Origin of the sequence: Burkholderia sp. MS455, assembly GCF_016899445.1 — a bacterium.
Taxonomy (GTDB): Bacteria; Pseudomonadota; Gammaproteobacteria; order Burkholderiales; family Burkholderiaceae; genus Burkholderia; species Burkholderia pyrrocinia_C.
This window is the reverse complement of record NZ_CP041779.1, coordinates 981374-997965: the sequence shown is the minus strand read 5'-3', so window position 1 is coordinate 997965 and position 16592 is coordinate 981374. Positions and strand designations below refer to the sequence as shown.

The window sequence follows — 16592 nt, the reverse complement described above, 5'->3', positions numbered from 1 at the left end:
GCGGCGATGTGCGCTCCGCCCGTCGCCGACGCCGGAAACCGGGCCGATCCGGCCGCCCGGCCTTGTAACCGGACGAAAAAAGCCGGTGGCACGCGAGGCGCGACGGGTAAAATTGCGGCAATTCAAGGATTCTTTGGCCTTTCGGAGTCTGTCATGTCCATTGCCCGCCGCACCACGCTGTCGAAGTTCCTGATCGAACAGCAACGTGAGACCAACAACCTCCCCGCCGACCTGCGCCTGCTGATCGAAGTCGTCGCCCGCGCGTGCAAGGCGATCAGCTACAACGTGTCGAAGGGCGCGCTCGGCGAAGCGCTCGGTACCGCCGGCAGCGAGAATGTCCAGGGCGAAGTGCAGAAGAAACTCGACATCCTGTCGAACGAAATCCTGCTCGACGCGAACGAATGGGGCGGCAACCTCGCCGCGATGGCGTCGGAAGAAATGGAAACGTTCTTCCCGATCCCCGCGAACTATCCGCGCGGCGAATACCTGCTCGTGTTCGATCCGCTCGACGGCTCGTCGAACATCGACGTGAACGTGTCGATCGGCACGATCTTCTCGGTGTTGCGCTGCCCGGACGGCAAGCTGGCAACCGAGGAATCGTTCCTGCAGCCCGGCACGCAGCAGGTCGCGGCCGGCTACGCCGTCTACGGCCCGCAAACGGTGTTCGTGCTGACGACCGGCAACGGCGTGAACTGCTTCACGCTCGATCGCGAAGTCGGCTCGTGGGTGCTCACGCAGAGCAACATGCAGATCCCGGCCGACACGCGCGAATACGCGATCAACGCATCGAACGCGCGCCACTGGTACGACCCGGTCAAGCGCTATGTCGACGAGCTGAACGCCGGCAAGGACGGCCCGCGCGGCGACAACTTCAACATGCGCTGGATCGCATCGATGGTCGCCGACGTGCATCGGATCCTGAACCGCGGCGGCATCTTCATGTACCCGGCCGACAAGCGCACGCCCGATCGCCCGGGCAAGCTGCGCCTGATGTACGAAGCGAATCCGATGTCGTTCATCGTCGAACAGGCGGGCGGCGCCGCGACGACCGGCACGCAGCGCATCATGGAAGTGCAGCCGACGGGCCTGCACCAGCGCGTGCCCGTGTTCCTCGGTTCGAAGAACGAAGTCGAGCGCGTCACCGGCTATCACGACGAAGCCGAATAATTTGCACTGCAGCACTGGACGGAGATGCGCGACGCAAGTACAATCGCGCCTCGCGATGTGGCCCTGACCGGCCGCATTGCAGTGAAGTGAAAGCGGGAAGTCCGCCGGATCGATGGTTTCGCGAAGCAGCAGCAGTAGCAAGCTGAAAAAAGTTCGCAAAACCTATTGCCAAGATCTCGGATTTGACCATATAATTTCATTTCTCTGCTGCCGGTGTAGCTCAGTTGGTAGAGCAGCGCATTCGTAATGCGAAGGTCGTAGGTTCGACTCCTATCTCCGGCACCAAGATATAAAGGTCTGACAAGCATCGCTTGTCAGACCTTTTCTCTTTTCCGGCGCCGAAATCGCGCGGCCCGCCTTCTCTCCGCGCCACGTCCGCTTGCGCGGCATCTCACGCGTCGCGCTCCGGCGATTGCAGTCGCCGGACCACTCCGCCCTCTCCCCGCAACACGGCAACCACACTCGGCACGGTCACCTGACCGATCTCGTCGCGCCGCTTCACCGCGTTTTGCTTCACGCTCGACGGGGTGTCCGATCCGGGCGCTGGCCGATCTCGAACGACGCCTGCACGATGCGCGGATGCCGTTCGCATTCGGCACGCTCGCACGACACGCGATGCCGCGGCAACCAGCCGGTGTCGGCCGTGACGACGACGGCCGGCTGTTCGACATGTACGGTGCGCGCGACGGCACCGTCAACCTGGGGCGCACTGACGAACATGTACTCGGCCGCTGGCAAGACGCTCGCTCCGACGACGTGGCCGCCGCGCTCGAACGCGCGCTCCGTCCGCATGCATCGACCAATCCTTAGGATGCCGCATGATGACCGACGCCGAACGCGACACGCCCTATACCGACCTGTTCCGCACGATGCCCCGTATCGGCGAAGGCGGCGCATCGCTCTTTCTCGCCCGTTTCGCACTGCTGTCGATCGAGGCGATCGGCGACACCGCGACCGTCGCGCGACTGATCGCCGTCGCAGGCGACGGACTGCCCGATGCGGGCATGCAAGCATCGACGCACGAAAGGTGCGGTTCCTGACTGACGGACTTTATCGACGACCGATTCTTACGGATTCATTGCGCCATGCATCGTCCGCGCACGAGCCGCGCCGTAGGCAGACGAATTCCCTGGAAAATCCGCTTGAGGGTGCATAACATTACTTAACGATCCTGACCCGCCTATCGCGTTACATTGCGGGGGCGGCGCGGCGGGTCGCAACGCCGCCTTCACCCAGCTTGCGGCGCGGCAGCCGAAGTCCGGTCATTTCGACTCAACTCAAGGAGAGGACCACCATGACTCATGGCTTGATTATGTGGCTCATCATCGGCGCGATCGCCGGCTGGCTTGCCGGCGTGCTCGTCAAGGGCGGCGGCTTCGGGCTGATCGTCGACATCATCGTCGGGATCGTCGGCGCGGTGATCGGCGGCTGGCTCGCCGGGCTCCTCGGCATCAGCATCGGCAGCGGCTTCATCGGCTCGGTGATCGTCGCGGTCATCGGCGCGGTGATCCTGCTGTTCGTGATCCGGCTATTCAAGCGAGCGGCCTGACGCTTCTCTCCACGCGCCTTCGGGCGCGTTTTCGCATCAGGCCGGCGCGCGGCCCCGTTCACCGCGCGCCGCCGGCTCGTTCAGCGCCTCACGCGCCGCGACCAGCCGCCGAGCACGTCGGCCGTCAGCAATCCGCAGCGCGCTTCGCGTACGCCATCGCGCCCGATCCACACGGTGCGCGGCATTTCCCCTCTCCATCCCGCATCGAGCACCGCGAACCACAGCGCACCACCGGCCGCGAACGATTTCACAGCGACCATTTCAGTTCTCCATAGAAAGTGCGGCCCGGATACGGATGGAACACGTAGTAGCGGCGGTCCGTCAGGTTGTCGATGCCGACCGAAGCGGTCCAGTGACGGTCGAAGCGGTAGCGCGCCTTCAGGTCGACGACCGTGAATGAGCTCGTGCCGCCGTAGACGTCCGGATTCACGTCGCTGTTGTCGAGCGTGTTGAACTGGCGGCCCGAATAGCGCACGCCGACGCTCGCGAGCCAGTGCTCGTCGAAGCGATACGACGCGAGCAGGTTCGCGCGCATGCGCGGAATACGCGGAAAACGCGAGCCGACATACGCGGGATTCGCGGCATCGGCAAGGATCTGCGCGTTGCTCGCCGATACGTTCGCGTCGATCGCGAGCCCCTTCAACCCGACATTCTCGCCGCCGAACGCGAGTTCGACGCCGCGCACGCGCACGCGGTCGACGTTCGAGATGTTGGTGACGGTCGACGCGCCCGACACGGTGGTCTGGCTGTAGATCGAATCGCGCAGGTCGCTCTGGAACACGCTGGCGCGCACGACGCCGACGCCCACGTCGCGTTCGGCCGTGAAATCCCAGTCGATCGCCTTTTCCGGCCGCAGGCTCGGGTTGTTGTTGACGATCGCGTTGTTCGAGATCGTGCCCTGGAACAGCTCGCCGACCGTCGGGAATCGCGTGCCGGTCGCGAACGACAGCCGGAAGCGCCAGACCTCCGTCGCGTCCCATTGCAGCGCGACTTTCGGCGACAGCGCGTTCGCGCCGCGGTCCGCATAGCCGAGCGTGCCGGTCGCGTTGCCGAGCGCGCCGCCGTACGCATCCCAGCGCTCGTAGCGCAGCCCAAGCGTCGCGAGCCAGCCCGGCGCGATGCGCCACGCATCCTGCCCGAACAGCGCCTGCGTGCGCGTATCGCCGCGATAGACGCTCGACAGCGACGTGGTCGGCCCGGCCAGCCAATCGGCCGTGTTGTACGTGACGTTGCGCAGGAAGTAATTGTCGTAGTGATAGCCGAACGTGAACGTGTGGCCCTTCACTTCCGGCGCCTCGGCCTTCAGGTCGAGCGTGCGCCAGCCCGTGCCGTCGCCCCGGAACAGCGTGCCCGCGCCGCCCTGCACGGTCGACGCCGCGCGCAGCACGTCGCGCGACACGTCGTACGCGGACACGACGCCCGACAGCCGCCAGCCGGAATCGAGCCGGCCGTTCAGGCCGAGCGCATACAGCCAGTTCTCCTGGTCGCCGCGCTGCGGCGCGAACGCATTCGGCGCGATGGTCATGTTCCGGCCGCCGATCGACACGTTGCCGCCGTACACCCGATTGCCGGCCGCATCGCGCAGGAAGGATTCGCCGTGCTGCCGGTAATGGTTCTCCCAATGCCCGAGCGTGAGCGTCGCGTCGACATGGTCGGTGAACGCGTAGCCCATCCGGACCGTCTCGTTGAGCTGCTCGGTCCGCTCGATCGTCTGCGCGCCGACGATCGTCCGCGGCTTGCCGTTGGGCCCGATGTCGGTCGCGGCGCCGGTCACGGGTACGGCAGCGCCCAGCTTCGGGTTGTAGGCCGGATTGGGGCTCGCGTACTGCATCGGCTGCCCGTTGTTCTCCAGCCGGTCGAGCGACAGTGCGAACCAGAACCGGCCGACGCGGTTCGCGACCCGCGCGGTCTGGTGATTGCCGCCGAAGCTGTCCGCGAACCCGTAGCCGTCGTGGTAGCGCTGCGTAAAGAACTGCGTCGACAGCGACGCCTCGAGTTTTTCCGGGCGGCGCGTCGCGAGCAGCACGGTCGAGCCGATCGAGTTGCCGGGATACAGCGCGGAAAAAGGGCCATAAAGCACGTCGACGCGCGCGATGTCGTCAGGCGGAATCAGCGACCAGCGCGGCGGATACGCATAGCTCGAGCCAAGCAGGTTCGACAACAGCACGCCGTCGGCGTAGACGAGCCCGCGCGCGCTCTGCAGTTCGTTGAAGTCGCGGCCCGCGAACACGCTGTTGCGGTCACCGATATAGCGCTTGCGAACCATCAGGTTCGGTGCGTACTTCAGCGCGTCCTCGGTGGTGACGTTGGTATGCGTATCGATCTGCTCGCGCGTGATCGACTCGACGACGGCCGGCGTGTCCGGATCGACGGGTTGCCGCTGCGCGGTCACGCTGACGGCGGTCAGCGTATCACCGGCCGTGGCAGCCGACGCGGCTGCGACAGCAGAGGCCGGCGCGGCTCCGACGGATCGATCGATACCGTTGCGGGCCGGATCGTTGCGTGCATCATCCGGTGAGGCCGCGTGGGCGGCTGGCCACGCGAAAGCGGCCGCGCACGCGAGTGCGAGCCGGCCGCGCGACGACAGCGCGGCGAAGGTAGACGACATGAGTGAATTCCTGAAAACGTGATCGGACGCCGCCGGACACGAGCGGACGCGCCGCGCACGAGCGGCGCGGCGCGCGGGCCCGGCCGCGGGCGGCACGCGCGCCACCGGGCGCGCGAACGACATCAATCAGATCGGGGCGTTTTCAGGCGGGGCACGCGGCTGCGCGAGACGAATGCCCTTGCGGGGGAAATCGGGAACGGCCGGGGCGGCCGCGCGGTAGGCGAACGTCCGTACGAAGCCCGGCATTGCGGGCAGGCTCGCGCCGAGTGCGACGTTCGCCGCGAAGCCCGGGCAGTACACGCAGTGCGGCACGCCGGCATGATCGAACGACGATGTGTCGCGGTCGTCGCCCGACTGCGCGAGCACGACCTGGCGGGCGCCCGCTGCACTGCACAACTCGAGCGTGAGCTCGCCGGAGCCGCTCGACGCAAGACGCGCATAGCCGATGACGGGCGACAGTACGTTCAGTACCAGCGCCAGCCATACAAGGCCGATCCATCGCGTCGTTCGTTTCATCGCGGTCCAGGAAAAAGTGCGCGCAAGTATAACAAGCGGCCCGATCGTTGCCGATCGCTCAGGACGCAATAGTCGGCATCGCAGCGCATGTGCCGTTAATACAACAGAGACAAAATCTAACGATTCGCCTCTGGCACAAATCCAAGCACGAGGTTGATAATCATCGAACCTGCTGGAGAAACAACCATGGACGAAAGACCAACTCGCATGCCACCGCCCGAGCAAGTGATGAGCCCGGATCCGGAACCCGTCGGCGTGGAATTCCTCGCCGAATTGCCCGAGCACGTCCGGGCATTCTTCGACGAGCAGCACAAGCTGTACTCGCCGAAGTGAACGCCTGTTCGGCTCTGTAACCGCCACGTGTCGATCATCGCTATCGTGCGGTTCATCGCTGCGCATCGCGCGCAATTCGCGTCGCACCCGGGCCGCAACAGCCTGACGGTGCCGGATCAGTTCGCCTGCTGATTCTTCTGTCGCGTCGCTACGCCGCGCGACTGTCTTCGTCTATTCTTCTGGTTTTCCACGTCCGGCCCACCCGGCTCTCCCGATCATTCCGATGAAGCAAGCCATTCGTGCCAGCGTCGCTGTCGCCGCGCTCGGCGTCGCCCTCTTTTCGTCGCCACGCATCGCCAGCGCAGACGGCGATGACACCGCCCTCACCAACGTCGTCGCGCTCGCATCACAGCGCCTCGCGCTCGCCGAACCGGTCGCGCGATGGAAATGGGCGAATCACAAGGCGATCGAGGACCAGCCACGCGAAGCGGCACTGCTCACGTCGGTCGAGAAGCGCGCGGCCCAGGCCGGCGTCGATCCTGCGTTCGCACGGACGTTCTTCGAGGATCAGATCGCCGCGAGCAAGGACGTACAGAACGCACTGTTCGCGACCTGGCGCGCGACGCGGCCGCCCGAGGGCACGCCGCCCGATCTCGCGACCAGCACGCGCCCGGCGCTCGACCGGCTGACGCAGAAAATGCTCGCGGGTCTCGCGCAAGTCGCGCCGCTGCGCGATGCGCCCGATTGCCAGGCGCGACTTGCTCGCAGCATCGCGAACTGGAAGACGCTCACACGCTACGACTCGACGCAGACGCGGGCGCTCGACACTGCGCTGTCGCATGTCTGTTCGGCCGGCGGCGCAAGCGCGATCGGCTGACGCGGCAGGCAGGCACCGCAGGCGTGGATTGCACCGCTGGGCTCAACCCGCGGGCGTCAGCGCAGCAAGCGGAATCAGTTGAAGCCCACGCGCGAGATGCGTCTGCAGCAGGCGATGAGTAAAGGGTTCGAACGTGCCGTCCGCCGCGTCGGCCACGAGCCGCGCGGCCGCATCGAGCGATTCGGCCGAACCGAGGTAACGCCAGCCGTCGATCACATGAAACAGGCGGCGCTCGCCGTTCGCCTCGAACACAACGGCGCCCTCGAACGGCCAAGGCGCACCGCCCGCACGGGCCGTATCGGCCGCCGGACGCCGGTTGTACGACGGACGCAGCCGAGCGATCCATTGCGCTTCGGCCAGCATCGCGCCCAGTTCATTGCCGGTCTCGTGCCATTCGACACGCCGCACCTGCTGCGCGAGCCGCATTTCCTTCGAAGAGCGCCGCTCGCCCGTCAGCAGCGCACGCAGCCGCTGCCGCACGCGCACGCTGCGACCGACATACAGCGCTGCGTCACCCTCCCCGAACAACGCATATGCACCGCACCCGGCCGGCGCGGTGTCGAGCCAGGCTTCGGTCAGATCGCCGGCCAGACGGAAGTGGCGCGTCGTACGCGCGATCTGGTCGCGCAGCCGCTCGAGCGGCACGATGTCGTGCAGTTGACGCCAGAACTGCCAGAGCAGATCGGCATCCGCGAGCGCCCGGTGGCGCGCAGCCGGAACGAGACCATGCCGTTCGATCAACGCATCGAGCCCGTGCCGCGATTCGCGCGGGAACAGCGCGCGTGACAGCCGCACCGTACACAGCACATCGGGATTGAACGCGAAGCCGGCACGCTCGAATTCGGCGCGCAGGAAACCGCGATCGAAACTCGCGTTGTGCGCAACGAACAGCTTGCCGTCGAGTCGCTCGAACAGCGCCGGCGCGAGCGACGCGAACGACGGCGCGTCGCGCACCATCGCGTCCGAAATGCCCGTCAGTTGCTGGATGAACGGCGGAATCGACTGGCCCGGATTGACGAGCGTCGTCCACGTCGACACGCCGAACGGGCCGATTTCGACCACGCCGATTTCGGTGATGCGGTGCTCGGCGGACGAGCCGCCGGTGGTTTCAAGGTCGACGAAAACGAGCGGTTGTTCGCTGGCGGGATCGGACAGGCGGGAATCGGACATGAAAAGACACGGAAACGATGCTTCCGTGAGTATGCACCGGCACGCGTGTTTGCCGCCAGCACGGACGGGAACGATCGGCCCCCGGAAAACAAAAAGCCCCCGCCATGCGGGGGCCGGACGTGATCGGCAATGCGTGGCGCGTCAGACCGCCTGGATATTCGCTGCCTGCTTGCCTTTCGGCCCGACTTTCACGTCGAATGAAACACGCTGGTTTTCCTTCAGCGTCTTGAAGCCGTCCATCCGGATTTCGGAAAAGTGCGCAAACAAATCTTCACCGCCATTGTCCGACGTAATAAAGCCAAAGCCTTTAGCATCGTTAAACCATTTCACGATACCGGTATCCATGTCTTCGTTCCCCACTCGTTTAGATCAAAAAAGCTATTTTTATAGCCGTTTCCCGAAATCCCGAAACATTGCGCCAGCACCCGCACCAGCACGCCGCCCGAGGACGGAGTGCTGACTTTATAAATTGGACAATCCGGGTGCGTCAAGAAAATTTTTGACGACCTCTTTATCAAAAAAGCGCTAATGCCATTGGAATCGGTACACCATCGCCTTTTATTAATTGATTCGCATCATAAACCTGTCAATATTACCGGGATCGGATCATCAATAATCTCGACCATGAAAATCCTACCGGGGACAAATCGACTCGGTAAAATCCTCGGGGTTTTTTCCGGGTTGCGGAAATCCGGGGACGTTGCGATGCTGATGTAACGCCGAAAGGAAGGAGAAGGTCATGTGGCTGGACGGAATCAAGCGCTTCGCGAGCCGGCTCGGACGCGTACGTCGCAAGTCCCGCGCCCTGGCCGAGTCTGCTCGCGAAGCGCCGTGCGACACCGAGTTCGATACGACGTGGCATGGCGATCACTGGCAGAACCTGCTCGCATCGCCGCTGGACGCACGTCACTACGTGATGGAAGACTGGACCTATACGCCGCCGCACACCGAAACCGAGGAAGTTGCGCCGACGGGCAAGCGCAAGAAGCGACGCTCGTACGCGCAATAGCACACGGAAAGCGGGCAAAAAAAAGCGCGACTGGGAAGTCGCGCCGACAAAGGTTTGGAGATCTTTTCCGTCAACGAAAAAGTCTGCTTCGGAAAGCAGAGATCGCAGTATAGCGAGAGAACAACCTTTCATTAGCCATGCTCCACACAAACCTCTATTGCCGAAGCGTCAATAATCGCGCTAACGCCTCCGAGGTCCTTCGTTGAGCGTCTGTCGCGATCGCGCAACGCCCACTACGCACTCCTGATTGCCTCCCCCGTTCGCTGCGCTGCCGCAAAACCTTGATGGACATGGGTTCCAGCGCGCCCATCCATTTTTGCGCATTCCAGAATACTGTATTGCTTAAAGCAGTTTTCCTTCGCACCCGGCCCGCTCCGTACACTGCAAGTGGATTTCCGACAAGGGCTCCCATGCCCACTAATTCGGCGTCGCAACGATTTGCCGCCGCCGATGCCCGCAGCAGGTTCGATCGATATCATCCTGTTTGGAGACAAATCCATGAAAAAGACCCTGATCGCCGCCGCCTTGTCGGGCGCGTTCGCGACCGTCGCCCATGCGCAAAGCAGCGTCACGCTATACGGACTGATCGACGCCGGCATTACCTACACGAACAACCAGCACGGCCACAGCGCCTGGCAGGAAACGAGCGGCTCGATCAACGGCAGCCGCTGGGGCCTGCGCGGCACCGAGGATCTCGGCGGCGGCCTGAAAGCAATCTTCACGTTGGAAAACGGCTTCGGCATCAACAACGGCACGCTGAAGCAGAACGGCCGCGAATTCGGCCGGCAAGCGTTCGTCGGCCTCGCGCACGACAGCTACGGCTCGCTGACCCTTGGCCGCCAGTACGACAGCGTCGTCGACTATCTCGGGCCGCTGTCGCTGACCGGCACGCAGTACGGCGGCACCCAGTTCGCGCATCCGTTCGACAACGACAACCTGAACAACTCGTTCCGGATCAACAACTCGGTCAAGTACCAGAGCGCGAACTACAACGGGCTGAAGTTCGGCGCGTTGTACGGCTTCTCGAATTCGTCCAGCTTCTCGAACAACCGCGCGTACAGCGTCGGCGCGTCGTACAGCTTCATGGGCTTCAACGTCGCGGCCGCGTACATGCAGTTGAACAACAACATCAATTCGCTGGCGCTCGCGGCAACCGATCCGGGCGCGGTCGCCGGCGACTGGACCTTCGCGGCCAGCCGCCAGCGCACCTGGGGCGGGGGCCTCAACTACACGTTCGGGCCGGCGACCGCGGGCTTCGTGTTCACGCAGACGCGCCTGACCAATTCGGCCGGCATCAGCGCGGGCCAATCCGGCGTGTCGGGCGGCATTCCGCTGGCGGGCGGCACCCGCTTCAACAACTACGAACTGAACGGCCGCTACGCGCTCACGCCGGCGCTGTCGCTCGCGGGCTCGTACACGTACACCGACGGCCGTCTCGACGGCCAGAAGCCGAGCTGGCACCAGTTCAACCTGCAGGCCGACTATGCGCTGTCGAAGCGCACCGACGTCTACCTGCAGGGCGAATACCAGCGGGTACTGGCAGACGGCCTGCCGATCGGCGCCAACATCAACGGGCTGGGTGCCGCATCGTCGACCAACAAGCAGATCGCGGTGACGACCGGCCTGCGCCATCGCTTCTGAGCGACCGGCGCATCGGCTTCGCGCCGGATGACGAAGCGCCCCGCCGGGGCGCTTTTTCTTTGCCGGAATACGTGGGCCGCCGCTCAGGCGCCCGGTGCCGGATAGCGAACGTCGAGTATGTCGATCGGCTGCGGGCCGGCCGGCGTCATCAGCGTAACGGTATCGCCGATCTTCGCCTTGATCAGCGCACGCGCGACCGGCGAAATCCAGCTGACGCAGCCGCGGTCGAGATCGACCTCGTCGATCCCGACGATCGTGACCGTGTGGTCCTCGCCGTCCGGCGTCTCGTAATCGACCGTTGCGCCGAAGAACACCTGGTCGACATTCTCCTGACGACTCGCGTCGACGACTTCGGCGAGATCGAGCCGCTTCGTCAGGAAGCGGATGCGGCGATCGATCTCGCGAAGCCGCCGCTTGCCATAGATGTAGTCGCCGTTCTCCGACCGGTCGCCATTCGACGCGGCCCACGACACGAGCCGCACGACCTCGGGGCGCTCGACGTCGATCAGGTTCAGCAACTCATCCCGCAGCCGCTTGTGGCCGGCCGGCGTGATGTAGTTCTTCGCGCCCGCGGGGATCGCGGGTTGAGCCTGGTCGAGATCGTCGTCGTCACCGTCCGACTCTTTGACAAACGCCTTGTTCATGATGCAGATTCAACACGTGGATGACTGATGCTCCAAGGGTACACGAAGGGCGCCCCGCCAAGGTCGCGCCGCGTAATTCGCGAATAAGGCTTCCCTTTTTATACAACCCTGCTATAATTTCGCTTCTGCGTGCGGCTGTAGCTCAGTTGGATAGAGTACTTGGCTACGAACCAAGGGGTCGTGGGTTCGAATCCTGCCAGCCGCGCCACCTTTTCGAGGGCCTTCCAAACCGAAGGCCCTTTCAGTTCGAAGTAGTAGTGTTTTGTTTTGCGTGCGGCTGTAGCTCAGTTGGATAGAGTACTTGGCTACGAACCAAGGGGTCGTGGGTTCGAATCCTGCCAGCCGCGCCACCTTTTTGGGGGCCTTCCCATCGCAGAAGGTTCCGACAGTTGAAGCAGTACCGTTTTGCGTGCGGCTGTAGCTCAGTTGGATAGAGTACTTGGCTACGAACCAAGGGGTCGTGGGTTCGAATCCTGCCAGCCGCGCCACCTTAAAAGGGCTTTCCTCCGGGAAGGCCCTTTTTCTTTTCTGTCTCCCCTCTCCCGTCGCTCGCGCCCCGATTTGCGAGCGCCCGACGCGCTTCGGAAGAGCGCCGGCAAGGCCGCACCTTCGCTCCACAACGCACATGAAAACGGCGGCCATCAGCCGCCGTTGAACGATCGCCCTCGAGGGTACGCGTCAATAATCCTGCCGCTCGCGTTCGATGCGCATGCCGCCGTCGTGGCGCGCATGCGCGCCGTCGTCGGTCGAGCGCTCGCGCATGATCCGCATCACGTCCGGATTGGTTCGCACGCGCCGCATCACGTTCGCGAGATGCACGCGATCGCTGACCTGGATCACGAAACGCAGCACCGTCGATTCGTGCGTCAGATCCTCGTCCATCGCGATATGGACGATGTTCGCGTCGGCCGACGTGATGTCCGCCGCGACGCGCGCAAAGATGCCCTTCGTGTTCTTCACGAGCGCCTTCACCGCCACATCGAACAGTCGGCCCGGCTGCGGCGCCCATTCGACGTCGATCCAGCGGCCCGGATCGCGGCGATGGATGCGCTGCGCGACGCGGCAATCGGTCGTATGAATCGCCATCCCCAGGCCGATGCCGATGTAGCCCATGATCGCGTCGCCCGGAATCGGCCGGCAGCATGCCGACAACTGCACGGACATCCCCTCAGTACCGGTAATCACGACCGGCGGCGCATGATGCGCCGGATGCCGCTCGGACTTCGGCAGGTCGTCGTCCGCATCGCGGCCGCTCATCAACACCTCGATGCGCTTGGCCATCACCGCGGCAACGCGGCGGCCGAGGCCGATGTCCGCGAAAATTTCCTGACGGCTCTTGTTGCCCGTCCACTGCACGAGCTTTTCCCACACCTCCGGCGCAACGTCGGCCAGCGCGAGACCATAGCCCTTCAGGCTCTGGTCGACGAGCCGCTCGCCGAGCTGCACGGATTCGTTCAGGCGCATCGTCTTCAGGTAGTGACGAATCGCCGAGCGCGCCTTGCCGGTACGCACGAAGCCGAGCCACGCGGGGTTCGGCTTCGAGTACGGCGCGGTGATCACCTCGACGATGTCGCCGCTCTTCAGCTCGGTGCGCAGCGGCAGCAGCTCGTTGTTGATCTTCACGGCGACGCACTGGTTGCCGAGATCGCTGTGGATCGAATAGGCGAAATCGAGCGCCGTCGCGCCGCGCGGCAGCGCCATGATCTTCGATTTCGGCGTGAACACGTAGACCGCGTCGGGGAACAGGTCGATCTTCACGTGCTCGAGGAATTCGCTCGAATCGCCGGCTTCGCTCTGGATGTCGAGCAACGACTTCAGCCACTGGTGCGCGCGCTTCTGCACGTCGCTGAGATCCGCACTGCCGTTCTTGTACAGCCAGTGCGCGGCGACCCCCGCCTCGGCAATCTCGTGCATCTTGCGCGTGCGCACCTGGAACTCGATCGGTGCGCCGAACGGGCCGACGAGCGTCGTGTGCAGCGACTGATAGCCGTTGATCTTCGGGATCGCGATGTAGTCCTTGAACTTGCCGGGCACCGGCTTGTACAGCGAGTGCAGCGCGCCGATGCACGTGTAGCAGTCGAGCGGGCTGTCGACGACGACGCGAAAGCCGTACACGTCGAGTACCTGCGAGAACGACAGCTGCTTGTCGCGCATCTTGCGGTAGACGCTGTAGATCGTCTTTTCGCGGCCGGTGATCTCGGCGTCGATCTTCGCGTCGGCCATCGCGCGCTGCGCGGCCTCGAGGATCTTGCTGATCACTTCGCGGCGGTTGCCGCGCGCGGCCTTCACGGCCTTCTCGAGCGTCGCGTAGCGATGCGGGTTGAAGTTCGCGAAGCTCATGTCCTGCAGCTCGCGATACGTGTTGTTCAACCCGAGCCGGTGCGCGATCGGCGCGTAGATGTCGAGCGTTTCCCGCGCGACGCGGCGGCGCTTTTCCATCGGCACCGCGCCGAGCGTGCGCATGTTGTGCAGGCGGTCGGCGAGCTTGACGAGAATGACCCGCACGTCGCGCGCCATCGCGAGCAGCATCTTGCGGAAGTTTTCCGCCTGCGCTTCCTCGCGGCTGCGAAATTCCATCTTGTCGAGCTTCGACAGGCCGTCGACCAGTTCGGCGACCTTCGGGCCGAACCGTTCGGCCAGCTCGTTCTTGGTCACGCCCTGATCTTCCATCACGTCGTGCAGCAGCGCGGCCATCACGGCCTGCGCGTCGAGCTTCCAGCCGGCGCAGATTTCCGCGACGGCGACGGGATGGGTGATGTAGGGTTCGCCGCTCTGGCGGTATTGACCGAGGTGGGCTTCGTCGCTGAAGTGGAACGCCGCCTTGACCTCTTTGATTTCGTCCGGAGCGAGATACTCGGCAAGCGCGGCCGTCAGTTTCGCGATCGAAACGACGCCATGCTTGCGCGGCTGCTCCGGAGTGGCGGTCGGCCCGAACAGATGCCGGAAGGACTGTTCGAGGACCGCGTCGATGTACTGGCGCGCAGGCGACTGGGCCGTGGTTTCGGTGGTCGAATCCGCGGAGGCGGACGATGGGGTGGTGCTCATATTCGCCTCCAGGTCGAGTCGTTGCGCGCGTGGACTACATGGCTGGAACGGGCCGGATGCGCGTTACACCGGCACCTTCTTCAGCATCTCGACGCCGACCTGGCCGGCGGCGATCTCGCGCAGCGCGACGACGGTCGGCTTGTCGCGGCTTTCGATCTTCGGCGTATGGCCTTGCGCGAGCTGCCGCGCGCGATAGGTGGCGGCGAGCGCCAGTTCGAAGCGATTCGGGATTTGCTTCAGGCAGTCTTCGACGGTAATGCGAGCCATGGTGGTAATTCCTTCTGAATATAGTGCTTATTCTACCTTATGTCCCTCGTGCCCCGCGTCATTCCGCGTGGGGCAGATGGATGCCAAGCTCGATGAACAGCTCGGCGTGTCGCGCGTACTGCGAAGCAAAGCGCAGGCGCGTCGCCGCGACGATGCATTCGAGCTCCGCGAGCGCACGCTCGAAATTCTCGTTGATCACCACGTATTCCGCTTCTGACGCGTGCGCGATCTCGCTGCCGGCGGCAAGAAGACGCCGCGTGATCACGTTCGGCTCGTCCTGGCCGCGCTTCTTCAAACGCTCCTCGAGCGCGTCGAGCGACGGCGGCAGGATGAAGATGCCGACCGCGTTGCGGAACTGCTTCTTCACCTGCAATGCGCCCTGCCAGTCGATCTCGAGCAGCACATCGTGGCCGTTCTTCATCTGCTCTTCGATCCAGACGCGCGACGTGCCGTAGTAGTTGCCGTGCACTTCCGCGCTCTCGAGGAATTCGTGCGCCGCGTGACGCGTGCGGAAATCGTCGACGGTCGTGAAGTGGTAATGCCGGCCGTCCTGTTCGCCCGGGCGCGGCTTGCGCGTCGTGTACGAGATCGACAGGCAGATGTCGCTGTCCTTCGACAGCAGCGCATTCACGAGCGTCGACTTGCCGGCGCCCGACGGCGCGACGACCATGAACAGGTTGCCGGGATAGACGCCGCCGTGCAGCGAATGCGCGGCGTGGCCGTCGTGAGTGGATTCGATCATGTTGCGTTACTCCAGGTTTTGCACTTGCTCGCGCATCTGCTCGATCAACAGCTTGAGCGCCATCGACGCGTCGGCGAGTTCCTTCGCCGCCGCCTTCGAGCCGAGCGTGTTCGCTTCGCGATTCAGCTCCTGCATCATGAAGTCGAGACGCTTGCCGACGCGGCCGCCCTTCTCGATCACATGACGCGTTTCGTTCAGGTGCGCGGTGAGCCGCGACAGCTCTTCCGCGATGTCGATCCGGATCCCGTACATCGTCACTTCCTGACGAATGCGTTCCGCGGCTTCCTCGCGCGTCACGATCGGCGCGCTGCCTTCGGGCGCCGCGATGCCGAGCGCTTCCTGCAGCCGCTCGACGATCTTCTGCTGATGCTTCGCGATCAGCTCCGGCACGAGCGGCGTGATGCGCGCGACGATCGCTTCCATCTCTGCGACGTTCGACAGCAGCATCGTCGCCAGTTGCGCGCCTTCGCGCGAACGCACGACGACGAGTTCGCCGATCGCTTCCTTGCCGCATGCGAGCACCGCGTCGCGGATCGCGTCGGCCGACACGCCGCTTTCCGCGATCACGCCGGGCCAGCGCAGGATCTCGCCCGCGCGCAGGCGGCCGACGCCCGGGAATGAGTCGAGCACCGCGCGCTCGAGATCGGCAAGCTGGCCGAGCGCCGACTGGTTCAACGCGCCCGCGCCGATGCTCTGTTCGCCGCGCTGCAGGTTGATGCGCACGTCGACCTTGCCGCGCGACAGCTTGTTCATCAGCATTTCGCGCAGCGCGGGTTCGCACGCGCGCACGTCGTCCGGCATCCGGAAATTCAGGTCGAGGAAGCGCGAGTTCACGGTGCGCAGTTCGACCGACACGCTGGTGCCGCCGTTGCCGGTGGCCGTTGCGAGTTCGCGCGTCGCGCTCGCGTAGCCCGTCATGCTGTAGATCATGGTTCGTCTCGCCGTCTGGTTGCCCTCGCGGGCGGGGATATGTCGAGGCGCCCGGCGCATCGGACAAGCGCGGGGCGGGAAGCGCGCATTATCCCATTTTTGCGGACCGCCCCGCCGGGCAAGCCCGCCGTTCGGCGCTAAAATCGGGGTTTCC

At 64.4% G+C, this 16592-nt stretch carries 17 protein-coding genes, 4 tRNA genes and 1 pseudogene; 12 read left to right on the top strand and 10 right to left on the bottom strand.

Annotation, left to right across the window (positions count from 1 at the left end; all coding sequences use genetic code 11):
* Nucleotides 1–153 precede the first annotated feature (153 nt).
* The 5 genes from FPJ27_RS23825 (at nucleotide 154) to FPJ27_RS23805 (ending at nucleotide 2716) form a co-directional block, all read left to right on the top strand.
* Nucleotides 154–1167 (top strand): class 1 fructose-bisphosphatase, encoded by a 1014-nt coding sequence (locus FPJ27_RS23825; RefSeq protein WP_072436087.1) that lies wholly within the window; start codon nucleotides 154–156, stop codon nucleotides 1165–1167.
* 209 nt (nucleotides 1168–1376) lie between these two features.
* A tRNA-Thr gene (locus FPJ27_RS23820) sits at nucleotides 1377–1452 on the top strand.
* Between the two features lie 294 nt (nucleotides 1453–1746).
* Nucleotides 1747–1977: a hypothetical protein gene (locus tag FPJ27_RS36610; protein WP_239483371.1), complete on the top strand. Its 231-nt coding sequence runs from the start codon at nucleotides 1747–1749 to the stop codon at nucleotides 1975–1977.
* Between the two features lie 8 nt (nucleotides 1978–1985).
* Nucleotides 1986–2207 carry a hypothetical protein gene (locus FPJ27_RS23810; RefSeq protein WP_204425971.1) on the top strand — a complete coding sequence of 74 codons (222 nt, stop codon included), beginning with the start codon at nucleotides 1986–1988 and terminating at the stop codon, nucleotides 2205–2207.
* 254 nt (nucleotides 2208–2461) lie between these two features.
* Nucleotides 2462–2716, top strand: coding sequence for a GlsB/YeaQ/YmgE family stress response membrane protein (locus FPJ27_RS23805; RefSeq protein ID WP_034182994.1), 255 nt, complete (start codon nucleotides 2462–2464; stop codon nucleotides 2714–2716).
* Between the two features lie 80 nt (nucleotides 2717–2796).
* On the opposite strand, the pseudogene FPJ27_RS23800 reads toward FPJ27_RS23805, so the two are convergent.
* The 3 genes and pseudogenes from FPJ27_RS23800 to FPJ27_RS23790 form a co-directional block, all read right to left on the bottom strand.
* Nucleotides 2797–2925: pseudogene (locus FPJ27_RS23800) on the bottom strand (TlpA family protein disulfide reductase); the annotation flags it as partial.
* A gap of 38 nt (nucleotides 2926–2963) precedes the next feature.
* Nucleotides 2964–5324 carry a TonB-dependent receptor gene (locus tag FPJ27_RS23795; RefSeq protein ID WP_204425970.1) on the bottom strand — a complete coding sequence of 787 codons (2361 nt, stop codon included), beginning with the start codon at nucleotides 5322–5324 and terminating at the stop codon, nucleotides 2964–2966.
* A 126-nt stretch (nucleotides 5325–5450) separates the two neighbouring features.
* Complete coding sequence (locus tag FPJ27_RS23790) at nucleotides 5451–5840, bottom strand: DUF2946 domain-containing protein (protein WP_072436089.1); 390 nt, start codon at nucleotides 5838–5840, stop codon at nucleotides 5451–5453.
* Nucleotides 5841–6068: 228 nt separating this feature from the next.
* On the opposite strand from FPJ27_RS23790, the gene FPJ27_RS23785 reads away from it, so the two are divergent.
* Both FPJ27_RS23785 and FPJ27_RS23780 read left to right on the top strand, forming a co-directional pair.
* Entirely contained in the window at nucleotides 6069–6173 is a 105-nt protein-coding gene (locus FPJ27_RS23785; RefSeq protein ID WP_162484450.1) for a chorismate mutase, read from the top strand.
* Nucleotides 6174–6396: 223 nt separating this feature from the next.
* On the top strand, nucleotides 6397–6990 hold the full coding sequence (locus FPJ27_RS23780) for a chorismate mutase (protein ID WP_072436090.1): 594 nt from the start codon (nucleotides 6397–6399) through the stop codon (nucleotides 6988–6990).
* Between the two features lie 42 nt (nucleotides 6991–7032).
* Here the strand turns inward: FPJ27_RS23780 and FPJ27_RS23775 are convergent, their stop codons facing one another.
* Nucleotides 7033–8160 (bottom strand): exonuclease domain-containing protein, encoded by a 1128-nt coding sequence (locus tag FPJ27_RS23775; protein WP_204425969.1) that lies wholly within the window; start codon nucleotides 8158–8160, stop codon nucleotides 7033–7035.
* Between the two features lie 141 nt (nucleotides 8161–8301).
* Nucleotides 8302–8505, bottom strand: coding sequence for a cold-shock protein (locus tag FPJ27_RS23770; protein WP_006476615.1), 204 nt, complete (start codon nucleotides 8503–8505; stop codon nucleotides 8302–8304).
* Between the two features lie 394 nt (nucleotides 8506–8899).
* Here FPJ27_RS23770 and FPJ27_RS23765 point away from each other — a divergent pair, with 394 nt between their 5' ends.
* Together FPJ27_RS23765 and FPJ27_RS23760 are read left to right on the top strand one after the other, a co-directional pair.
* Nucleotides 8900–9169 carry a hypothetical protein gene (locus FPJ27_RS23765; protein WP_204425968.1) on the top strand — a complete coding sequence of 90 codons (270 nt, stop codon included), beginning with the start codon at nucleotides 8900–8902 and terminating at the stop codon, nucleotides 9167–9169.
* Nucleotides 9170–9667: 498 nt separating this feature from the next.
* Nucleotides 9668–10810: a porin gene (locus tag FPJ27_RS23760; RefSeq protein WP_072436093.1), complete on the top strand. Its 1143-nt coding sequence runs from the start codon at nucleotides 9668–9670 to the stop codon at nucleotides 10808–10810.
* A gap of 83 nt (nucleotides 10811–10893) precedes the next feature.
* Here the strand turns inward: FPJ27_RS23760 and greB are convergent, their stop codons facing one another.
* Nucleotides 10894–11454: a transcription elongation factor GreB gene (gene greB, locus FPJ27_RS23755; RefSeq protein ID WP_072436094.1), complete on the bottom strand. Its 561-nt coding sequence runs from the start codon at nucleotides 11452–11454 to the stop codon at nucleotides 10894–10896.
* A gap of 131 nt (nucleotides 11455–11585) precedes the next feature.
* Here greB and FPJ27_RS23750 point away from each other — a divergent pair.
* The 3 genes from FPJ27_RS23750 to FPJ27_RS23740 all read left to right on the top strand — a co-directional run bounded on the left by FPJ27_RS23750 (nucleotide 11586) and on the right by FPJ27_RS23740 (nucleotide 11942).
* Nucleotides 11586–11662 (top strand) — tRNA-Arg (locus FPJ27_RS23750).
* Nucleotides 11663–11727: 65 nt separating this feature from the next.
* Nucleotides 11728–11804 (top strand) — tRNA-Arg (locus tag FPJ27_RS23745).
* A gap of 61 nt (nucleotides 11805–11865) precedes the next feature.
* Nucleotides 11866–11942 (top strand) — tRNA-Arg (locus tag FPJ27_RS23740).
* Nucleotides 11943–12132: 190 nt separating this feature from the next.
* Here FPJ27_RS23740 and FPJ27_RS23735 read toward each other — a convergent pair.
* The 4 genes from FPJ27_RS23735 to FPJ27_RS23720 form a co-directional block, all read right to left on the bottom strand.
* The gene (locus FPJ27_RS23735) at nucleotides 12133–14499 is read right to left on the bottom strand and encodes a bifunctional (p)ppGpp synthetase/guanosine-3',5'-bis(diphosphate) 3'-pyrophosphohydrolase (RefSeq protein WP_072436095.1); all 2367 of its coding nucleotides are present in this window, start codon (nucleotides 14497–14499) and stop codon (nucleotides 12133–12135) included.
* 63 nt (nucleotides 14500–14562) lie between these two features.
* Complete coding sequence (gene rpoZ / locus FPJ27_RS23730) at nucleotides 14563–14766, bottom strand: DNA-directed RNA polymerase subunit omega (protein WP_006025620.1); 204 nt, start codon at nucleotides 14764–14766, stop codon at nucleotides 14563–14565.
* Between the two features lie 58 nt (nucleotides 14767–14824).
* Nucleotides 14825–15508, bottom strand: coding sequence for a guanylate kinase (gene gmk, locus FPJ27_RS23725; protein WP_072436096.1), 684 nt, complete (start codon nucleotides 15506–15508; stop codon nucleotides 14825–14827).
* A 6-nt stretch (nucleotides 15509–15514) separates the two neighbouring features.
* Nucleotides 15515–16438 carry a YicC/YloC family endoribonuclease gene (locus FPJ27_RS23720; RefSeq protein ID WP_034182984.1) on the bottom strand — a complete coding sequence of 308 codons (924 nt, stop codon included), beginning with the start codon at nucleotides 16436–16438 and terminating at the stop codon, nucleotides 15515–15517.
* Nucleotides 16439–16592: the final 154 nt, after the last annotated feature.